The 8,971-nt window shown below is 75.8% G+C and carries 5 protein-coding genes; 4 read left to right on the top strand and 1 reads right to left on the bottom strand.

Annotation, left to right across the window (positions count from 1 at the left end; translation table 11 throughout):
- Positions 1 to 22 precede the first annotated feature (22 nt).
- Positions 23 to 1,297, bottom strand: coding sequence for an ABC transporter substrate-binding protein (locus V9U69_RS03460; protein WP_337059904.1), 1,275 nt, complete (start codon positions 1,295 to 1,297; stop codon positions 23 to 25).
- A 410-nt stretch (positions 1,298 to 1,707) separates the two neighbouring features.
- Here V9U69_RS03460 and V9U69_RS03455 point away from each other — a divergent pair, with 410 nt between their 5' ends.
- The 4 genes from V9U69_RS03455 (at position 1,708) to V9U69_RS03440 (ending at position 8,912) form a co-directional block, all read left to right on the top strand.
- Positions 1,708 to 4,035: a beta-galactosidase gene (locus V9U69_RS03455; RefSeq protein ID WP_337059903.1), complete on the top strand. Its 2,328-nt coding sequence runs from the start codon at positions 1,708 to 1,710 to the stop codon at positions 4,033 to 4,035.
- 50 nt (positions 4,036 to 4,085) lie between these two features.
- The gene (locus V9U69_RS03450) at positions 4,086 to 5,294 is read left to right on the top strand and encodes a glycoside hydrolase family 53 protein (protein ID WP_337059902.1); all 1,209 of its coding nucleotides are present in this window, start codon (positions 4,086 to 4,088) and stop codon (positions 5,292 to 5,294) included.
- A 170-nt stretch (positions 5,295 to 5,464) separates the two neighbouring features.
- On the top strand, positions 5,465 to 7,918 hold the full coding sequence (locus tag V9U69_RS03445; RefSeq protein ID WP_337059901.1) for a phosphoketolase family protein: 2,454 nt from the start codon (positions 5,465 to 5,467) through the stop codon (positions 7,916 to 7,918).
- A gap of 37 nt (positions 7,919 to 7,955) precedes the next feature.
- Complete coding sequence (locus V9U69_RS03440; protein ID WP_337059900.1) at positions 7,956 to 8,912, top strand: threonine/serine dehydratase; 957 nt, start codon at positions 7,956 to 7,958, stop codon at positions 8,910 to 8,912.
- Positions 8,913 to 8,971: the final 59 nt, after the last annotated feature.

Genomic DNA, 8,971 nt, shown 5'->3' with positions numbered 1-8,971 from the left:
TCCCCCCCCCCCACCGCGGGGTTCAGTCGGCGACGGTGAAGCCGGTGTTCTCCAGGTCCTCGACGGTGGTGGCCTGCATGACCTGCAGGGCCTGCGTGAACGCCTCGGCGGACCGCTGCTCGGCGGCCTTCCCGAACGCGTCGGTGTACGCGCTGTAGGCGACGTTGACGTTGGGGCCGTACGTGAAGTCGTTGCTCGTCTCGGCGACCTCGCCGACGACGTCGTAGTAGTCGGGCTGGTTCGACAGGAACGCCGGCGGGTCGCTCAGCGCCTCGGTGGCGGCCTCCGTCGCGGCCGGGTACACGCCCGCGACGTCGGCCAGGGCCTTCACCGCCTCGGGGTCGGTGTTCAGCCACTGCGCGAACTCGGCCGCCTCGGCGGGGTGCTCGGACTGGGTGGTGACGGCGGTGGCCGAACCGCCCCAGTTGCCCCCGGCGGGGTTCGTGGGGTCCCACTGCGGCAGCGGCGCGGCGGCCCACTTCCCGGCGGTGTCGGCGGCGTTGCCCTCCAGCACGGCCGGGGACCAGACGGCCCCGACCCAGCCGGCCTGGGTGCCGTCGTTGAGGGCGGCGTTCCACTCGGGGGTGTACATGGGGGTGTTGGCGATGACGCCCTCCTGGACGAGTCCGCCCCAGTAGGAGGCGACCTGGCGGGTCGGCTCGGAGTCGATGTCCACGTCCCACGCGTCACCCTCGACGCCCCACCAGGAGGCGCCGGCCTGCTGGGACAGGCCCGCGAACCAGCCGGGGTCGTTGGCGGAGAACGTGCCGAGGAACACGGACGGGTCGGCGGCGTGGAGCTCGCGGGCGGCGTCGGCGTACTCGGCCCACGTGGTGGGCACCGCGATGCCGTGCTGCTCGAACAGGTCGGTGCGGTAGAAGAACATCATCGGCCCGGAGTCCTGGGGCACCGCGTACACGGCGTCCGAGCCGAGGGTGACGCTGTTCCACACCGAGTCGGGGAAGGTCCCGGCGACGTCGTCACCGAGCTCGCCGGAGATGTCGGCGAGGGCGTCGGAGGACACCAGCGTGGGGATCTTCTGGTACTCGGCCTGCATGAGGTCGGGCGCGCCGTCGCCGGCCTTGACGGCGGTGAGGAGCTTGGTGACGGCGGCGTCGCCGCCGTCCTGCTTGTTGACGGTCACCTGGACGTCGGGGTGGGTGTCGTTCCAGGTCTGGACGACCTGCTCCATGTTCGGGGCCCACGTCCAGAACGTGAGCTCCACGGGGCCGTCGCCGGACTCGGTGCCGCTGCCGCCGCCGCAGCCGGCGGTCAGCAGCAGCGCCGCGGCGGTCACGGCCCCCAGGGTCCGGCGGCGGCTGGGCCCCGGTCGCCGTCCCGGCGGGGTGGCGGGCTCGCGACCGGCGGGGGACATCGGGTTCGGGCGCACGGATCCTCCTCGATCGACCTCGCCGCGTCGTCGTGGCGAGCAGTGGCCGGAGCAGCGCACACCGGCCTGTGACCGGTTACAGTCGGGAACGCGAGCGGTCTTGTCAAGCCCCTCGACGTCACTGGGGGGCAACGGCTACGGTGCCGAACGAGGGCTGTGACCGATCACAGCCAGCTGCCAGGCGGCCTGTCCGCCACGGCCGGCGACGACGCCCCGGAAGGACCCTCGTGCCCACGCCCCCTCCCCCGCCCGCCGACGGCGCAGCCCCCCTCGCCCTCGCGCACGCCCCCTGGTCCTCGCCCCCGGTGCGGCCCCGCATGGCGAACGAGGAGGACCGTCGACCCGGCCTGGCGCTGACGAACCGCTGGCTGGAGCGCGACGGGCGGCCCTTCGTCCCCGTCTCCGGCGAGGTCCACTACAGCCGGCTGCCCCGGGAGCGCTGGGGCGAGCGCCTGCGCGCGGTGCGCGCCGGCGGGGTCACCGTCGTCTCGACCTACGTGATCTGGCTGCACCACGAGCCCGAGCGCGGCCGCGCCTCGTTCGCGGGGAACCTCGACCTGGCGGCGTTCGTGGACGAGTGCGAGGCGACCGGCCTGGACGTGGTGCTGCGCATCGGCCCGTGGGTGCACGGCGAGACCCGCAACGGCGGCTTCCCCGACTGGGTGCGGTCCGCCGACGTGGCGCACCGCACCGACGACCCCGGCTACCTGGACCTGGTGCGCGAGTGGTTCGGCCGGATCGGGCGGGCGCTGGGCGGGCGCGCCCGCCCCGGGGGCGGGCCGGTGCTGGCGGTCCAGCTGGAGAACGAGCTGTACGACCAGCCGCAGCACCTGCTCACCCTCAAGCGGCTGGCCCGCGAGGCCGGGGTGAGCGCACCGCTGTGGACGGCGACCGCCTGGGGCAGCGCGCAACTGCCCGAGGGCGAGGTGCTGCCGCTGTACGGCGGCTACGGCGACGGGTTCTGGGTGGACGCCGCCGCGCCGTGGGACCCCACGTTCCGCGAGCACTTCTTCTTCTCCCACGTCTGGGACGACCCCGGCATCGGCGCCGACGTGCGCGAGCGCACCGGTGCGGCCGGGGCGGCCGCGGCGGTGCCGCGCAGCCCGTCGGCGCTGTTCCCGCCCGCCACGTGCGAGCTGGGCGGTGGGATGGCCACCGCCTACCACCGCCGCCCGCGCCCGGCCGCGCTGGACGTGGCGGCCGTCGCCCACTGCAAGATCGGCAACGGCTCCGCCTGGCAGGGGTACTACATGTACGCCGGCGGCACGAACCCCGTCGGCGTCGACGGCCGGGGCACCCAGGAGTCGCACGCCACCGGCTACCCCAACGACGTGCCTCGCCTGGGGTACGACTTCCACGCCCCCGTCGGCGAGTCGGGCGCCCTGGCGCCCAGCCACGCCGAACTGCGCCGCCAGCACGCGTTCCTCGCGGCGTTCGGCGAGCGCCTGGCGGCGATGCCGTCCTCGCTGCCGGAGGTCCGCCCCGAGGGGGTGCACGACACCACGACGCTGCGCTGGGCGGTGCGCGCCGACGCCGAACGGGGCGACGGGTTCCTGTTCGTCTCCTGGCACCAGCCGCACGTCCCGCTGGCCGACCACCCGGGGACCCGGTTCTCGGTGCGCGTGGGCGCCCGCGACCCGCTCGTGCTGCCCTCGCGGCCGGTGCGGGTGCCGGCGGGGACCCTGGCGCGCTGGCCGTTCCGGCTGGAGCTGGGCGGTGCGCGCCTGGAGTGGGCCACCGCCTCGGCGCTGACCGTCCTGGACGGCGGCGAGCACCCCGTGCTGGTGCTCACCGCCGAGGAGGGCGTCCCGTGCGAGGTGGCCGTGCCCGCCGGCACCGTCGTGGGAGCGCCGGACGGCTCCCCGCTCACCGCCCGCGCCCACGACGGCCTGCTCGTGCACGACGTCCTCCCCGGTGGGGAACCGCTGCGGGTGCGCGGGCCCGGCGGGGCCCTGGACCTGCTCGTGCTGCCGCCGGCGGCGGCCCGCGAGGCGTGGGTGGTCGAGCCCGGGCCCGCGGGCGGCGGGCGGCGGCTGCTGCTCGCCGCGGCCCGGCTGGCGTGGGGCGCCGACGGGGCCGTCACCTGCCGAGCGGTCGGTCAGGACCCCGGCGTGCGGGAGTACGACACCGCGACCCGCGCGTTCAGCCCCCTGCCGCTGCAGCGCACGAGCCCGCCGGCGCGCTCGCAGGCGGTGGCGGTGACGGCGCTGCGCGACCCCTCGCCGAGCGTCCCGGTCCTGCACGGCGAGTCCGGCGGCCGGGCCTCGGCGCCCTCCCCCGACACCTTCGCCGAGCACGCCGCCGTGCTGCACCTGGCACTGCCCGCCTGGGTGAGCGAGCCCGGCCGCGACCCGCTGCTGCACGTCGACTGGGTCGGGGACGTCGCCGAGCTGCGGGTGGACGGGCGCACCGTCACCGACCGGTTCTGGGACGGGTCGCGCTGGACCGTGTCGCTGCGCGACGCGGGGGTGCGGGCCGACAGCGAGGTGACGCTGCACGTCCTGCCGCTGGCCGCGGGCGCCCCCGTGCACCTGCCCACCGACGCCGCCCGGCGCCTGGCCGGGGCGGAGAAGCAGCTGTGGGCCCTCGACGCGGTGCGCGTGGAGGACGCGGCGACCTGGACCGAGCCCGCCCCCGCGGGCTGACACCCGGGGGCGGAACCCCGCCCCCTCCCCTCGTGACGCGAAGGAGCGCCATGACCAGCACCGGACCCACCACCCGCACCGCCACCACCCCCGCCGCGGCGTCCGGGCACCTGCGCCGGCGCAGCGTGCTCGCCGCGCTGGCGGCCGTCCCCGCGGCAGCCACCGCCGTCGCCACCGCCCCCGCGGCCGCTGCGGCGGGCCGCGGTCCCGGGCTCGCGGTCCGCGGCGCGGACCTGTCGTTCCTGCTGCAGAGCGAGGCGGCCGGTGCCCGCTACCGCGACCGCGGTGGCCGACCCCGGCCCGTCGAGCACCTGCTGCGCGCGCACGGCGCGAACTGGGTCCGGCTGCGGGTGTGGGTGGACCCGCCCGCCGGGTACAGCGACGTGGCCTCGACCGCGGAGCTGGCCCGGCGCGCGAAGCGCGCGGGCCTGCGGGTCCTCGTCGACTTCCACTACTCGGACTTCTGGGCCGATCCCGCGCACCAGAGGACACCCGCCGCGTGGGCCGGGCAGGACCTGCCGGCCCTGGCGCGCACGGTGCGGGCGCACACCCGCGAGACCCTGCGGGCGATCGCGGCCGGCGGTGGCCGGGTGGACGTGGTCCAGGTGGGCAACGAGGTCACCGCCGGGATGCTGTGGCCGCTGGGCCAGGTGTACCGGCCCGGCGAGCCCGCGGACTGGACCGGTTTCACCACCCTGCTCAAGGCGGGGATCGCCGGCGTGCGCGACGTGCACCCGCGCCGCGCCGACGTGCCGGTGATGGTCCACGTGGACCGCGGCGGCGACAACGGCGGCTCGCGCTGGTTCTACGACCACGTGCTCGCCGAGGGCGTCGACCTCGACGTCATCGGCCTGTCCTACTACCCGTTCTGGCACGGCTCCCTGGACGACCTGCGCGCCAACCTCGACGACCTCGCCACCCGCTACGGCAAGGACCTCGTGCTCGTGGAGACCGCGTACCCGTGGACGCTGGAGGACGGTGACGGGCTGGAGAACCTCATCGCCCGCATCGAGCAGCTTCCGGACGCCGACCGCTTCCCACCCACCCCCGAGGGGCAGGCCGCCTACTTCGAGGCGCTGCGCGAGGTGCTCCTGGCGGTGCCGGATCGCCGCTGCCTGGGCTTCTTCGCGTGGGAGCCGGCGTGGTTGCCCGGCGTCGGCTGGGAGCCGGGCGCGGGCAACCCCAACGACAACCTCACGATGTTCGACCACGACGGCCGGGCGCTGCCGTCGCTGGCCGCCTTCCGCCCCTCGCGCTGACGGCCTCCGCGACCGCGCCGGCGCCCGGCCCCGCCGGGCCGGGTGCCGGCGCACGGGCACGGTCGCCGCCCCCGGGGCCGAAGGGCCCCGGTCACGAGGGCCGAAGGGCCCTGGTCACGAGGGCCGGGACGCGAGAGGGTGGCCGCGTCGACCGAGGAGGAAGGACGTCCATGTCCACCACCAGCGCGCCCGCCGGCACGACCGGCGCCGCAGCACCGGACGCCTCGCCCGGCACCGCCGAGGCGCTCGCCGCGATCAGCCCCGACGAGATCACCGCGCTCGACGCGTGGTGGCGCGCCTGCAACTACCTGACGGTCGGGCAGATCTACCTGCGCGCCAACCCGCTGCTGCGCGAGGAGCTGACCGCCGAGCACGTCAAGCCCCGCCTGCTGGGGCACTGGGGCACCAGCCCCGGGTTGTCCTTCGTGTACGCGCACCTGTCCCGGCTGATCCGCCGCACCGGGCAGTCCTCGCTGTTCCTCACCGGCCCCGGCCACGGCGGCCCCGCCCTGGTGGCCGCCGCGTACCTGGAGGGCACCTACACCGAGAAGTTCCCGCACGTGACGCGGGACACCGAGGGGATGCGGCGGCTGTTCCGGCAGTTCTCCGCCCCCGGCGGCATCCCCAGCCACGTCTCCGTCACCACACCCGGCTCCATCCACGAGGGCGGGGAGCTGGGGTACGTCCTGGTGCACGCCTTCGGCGCCGTCATGGACAACCCCGACCTGCTGGCCCTGGCCGTCGTCGGCGACGGCGAGGCGGAGACGGGCCCGCTGGAGGGCTCCTGGAAGGGCGTCTCCTTCCTCGACCCGGCACGCGACGGCGCGGTGCTGCCGGTGCTGCACCTGAACGGGGCGAAGATCTCCGGCCCGACCGTGCTGGCCCGCAAGGACCCCGCCGAGGTGCGCTCGCTGCTGGAGGGCCACGGCTACGAGGTCCTGGAGGTCGGCGGCGACGACCTGCCCGGCATGCACGAGCGGTTCGCGGCCACCCTCGCGCGGGCGTGGGGACGCATCCGCGAGATCCAGACCGCCGCCCGCGCCGAGGGTGCTCCCGCCGACGCGCCCCGCCCGCGCTGGCCGCTCATCGTGCTGCGCACCCCCAAGGGCTGGACGGGCCCGGACCGGGTGGACGGCGTCCAGGTGCAGGGCACGTTCCGCTCGCACCAGGTGCCGCTGTCCGGGGTGCGCGGCAACGCCGACCACCTGCGGCTGCTCGCGGAGTGGATGCGCTCCTACGGCCCCGACGACCTGTTCGACGCCTCCGGAGCCCCCGTGGAGCTGGTCCGCTCGGCCAACCCCGACGGGGACCTGCGCATGAGCGCCACCCCGCACGCCAACGGCGGCCTGCTCACGCAGGACCTCGACCTGCCGGACTTCCGCGACTACGCCGTGCAGGTCGACTCCCCGGCTGCCGGACGCGCCGAGTCCACCCGTCGCCTCGGCGAGATGCTGCGCGACGTCTACGCCCGCAACCCCCGCACGTTCCGGCTGTTCTCCCCCGACGAGACGAACTCCAACCGCCTGGGCGCGGTGTTCGAGGTCTCCGACCGGGCGTTCGCCGAGCGCACGTACCCCGAGGACGTCTCGATCAGCCGCTCCGGGCGGGTCATGGAGGTGCTCAGCGAGCACAACTGCCACGGCTGGCTGGAGGGGTACACCCTCACCGGCCGGCACGGGATGTTCGCCACCTACGAGGCGTTCGCGATGGTCAGCGCCTCCCAGACGGTCCAGCACGCCAAGTGGCTGGAGGAGGCCGGCGACCTGCCGTGGCGGGCCCCCGTGCCCAGCCTGAACGTCCTGCTGACGTCCACCGCCTGGCGCAACGACCACAACGGCTTCTCCCACCAGGGACCGGGCCTGCTGCAGGTGGCGATCACCCAGCGCCCGGAGGTCTCGCGGGTGTACCTGCCGCCGGACGCGAACTGCCTGCTGTCGGTCGCGGACCACTGCTTCCGCTCGCGGAACTACGTGAACCTCATCGTCATCGACAAGCAGCCGCAGCTGCAGTACCTGTCGATCGACGAGGCCGTCGAGCACTGCGCCCGGGGCGCGTCGGTGTGGGAGTGGGCCGGCAACGACGACGGCCGGGCCGACCCGGACGTCGTCCTCGGCTGCGCCGGCGACGTGGTGACGATGGAGACGGTCGCGGCCGCGCAGATCCTGCGCGAGCGGCTGCCGCAGCTGCGCTTCCGCGTCGTCAACGTCGTGGACCTGATGTCGCTGCAACGGCCGAAGGACCACCCGCACGGCATGAGCGAGCTGCGGTTCCGGGAGCTGTTCACCGACACCGTCGACGTGGTGTTCGCCTTCCACGGCTTCCCCGGTGCGATCCACCAGGTCGTGCACGGACGCCCCGACGCCGACCGCTTCCACGTGCGCGGGTTCATGGAGGAGGGGACGACGACCACGCCGTTCGACATGACGGTGCGCAACCGGGCGTCGCGGTACCACCTGGTGATGGACGCCCTGAACAACGCCCGCCGCCTGCCCCCCGGCGCCGGGAAGCTCATGGAGTACTGCGAGGCGCAGCTGGCCCGGCACCGCGAGCACGTCGTGGAGCACCTGGAGGACATGCCCGAGGTGCGGGAGTGGTCCCTGGGCGAGACCACGACGCTGGCCTGATCCGGCACCGCGCGGGAGCGGGGGTAGCGTCGCGGCCGTGACGCACCCCGCCCCCGCCGCCACCACCCGCGAGGACGTCGCGGCCGCCGCCGAGAGGATCGCCGGCCGCGTGCGGCGCACCCCCGTCATCGACGTGACGCTGCCGGTGGGTGGACGGGAGGTGCCGGTCACGCTGAAGCTGGAGCTGCTGCAGCACACCGGGTCCTTCAAGCCGCGCGGGGCGTTCCACCGGGTCCTCACCGCTCCCGAGCTCCCGTCGCTGGTGGTGGCGGCCTCCGGCGGCAACCACGGTCTCGCCGTCGCGCACGCCGCCCGTGCGCTGGGGGTCGCCGCCGAGGTGTTCGTGCCCGTCTCCGCGCCCGCCGTGAAGGTCGAGGGCATCCGGGCCCGCGGCGCTCGCGTCACCCTGGTGGGCGCCTCCTACGCGGAGGCCGCCGCCGCGAGCGCGGAGCGGGCCGGCGCCCCGGGTGCGCTGGCCGTGCACGCCTACGACGACCCGGCGGTGCTGGCCGGGCAGGGCACGGTGGCGCTGGAGCTGTCCGAGCAGGCGCCCGGCCTGGACACCGTGCTGGTCGCCACCGGCGGCGGTGGGCTGATCGGCGGCATCGCCGCCTGGTGCGGCACCGGCACCCGGGTGGTGAGCGTGGAGACGCGCGGGGCGCCGACCCTGCACGCCGCCCTGGCCGCGGGCCGTCCGGTGGACGTGGAGGTCGGCGGCCTGGCGGCGGACTCGCTGGGGGCGCGGCGCATCGGCGAGCACGGCTTCGCGAGCGCGGTGGCGGCCGGGGTGCGGGCGGTGCTGGTGAGCGACGAGGCGGTGCGCGCGGCCCGCAGGTGGTTGTGGCAGGAGCTGCGCGTGACCGCCGAGCCCGGCGGGGCGGTGGCGCTGGCGGCGCTGCTGGACGGGGCCCACGCGCCCGCCGACGGCGAGCGGGTGGGCGTGGTGGTGTGCGGGGGCAACGCGGACCCGCACGAGCTGTCGCAGCCGCGCTGACGGCGCGCGCGGGACCGCGGTGCTCGTGCGGCGATAATGGCGGCACCGGGTGCTGCCCA

Origin of the sequence: Kineococcus sp. G2 (genome assembly GCF_037154035.1) — a bacterium.
GTDB lineage: Bacteria > Actinomycetota > Actinomycetes > Actinomycetales > Kineococcaceae > Kineococcus.
This window is presented reverse-complemented; position numbering and strand designations above follow the sequence as displayed.

What these genes read in the sequence shown, in the direction of transcription:
- V9U69_RS03455 (WP_337059903.1), top strand. Translation starts at nt 1,708, where the DNA reads ATGGCGAACGAGGAGGACCGTCGACCCGGCCTGGCGCTGACGAACCGC.
- V9U69_RS03445 (WP_337059901.1), top strand. Translation starts at nt 5,465, where the DNA reads ATGTCCACCACCAGCGCGCCCGCCGGCACGACCGGCGCCGCAGCACCG.
- V9U69_RS03450 (WP_337059902.1), top strand. Translation starts at nt 4,086, where the DNA reads ATGACCAGCACCGGACCCACCACCCGCACCGCCACCACCCCCGCCGCG.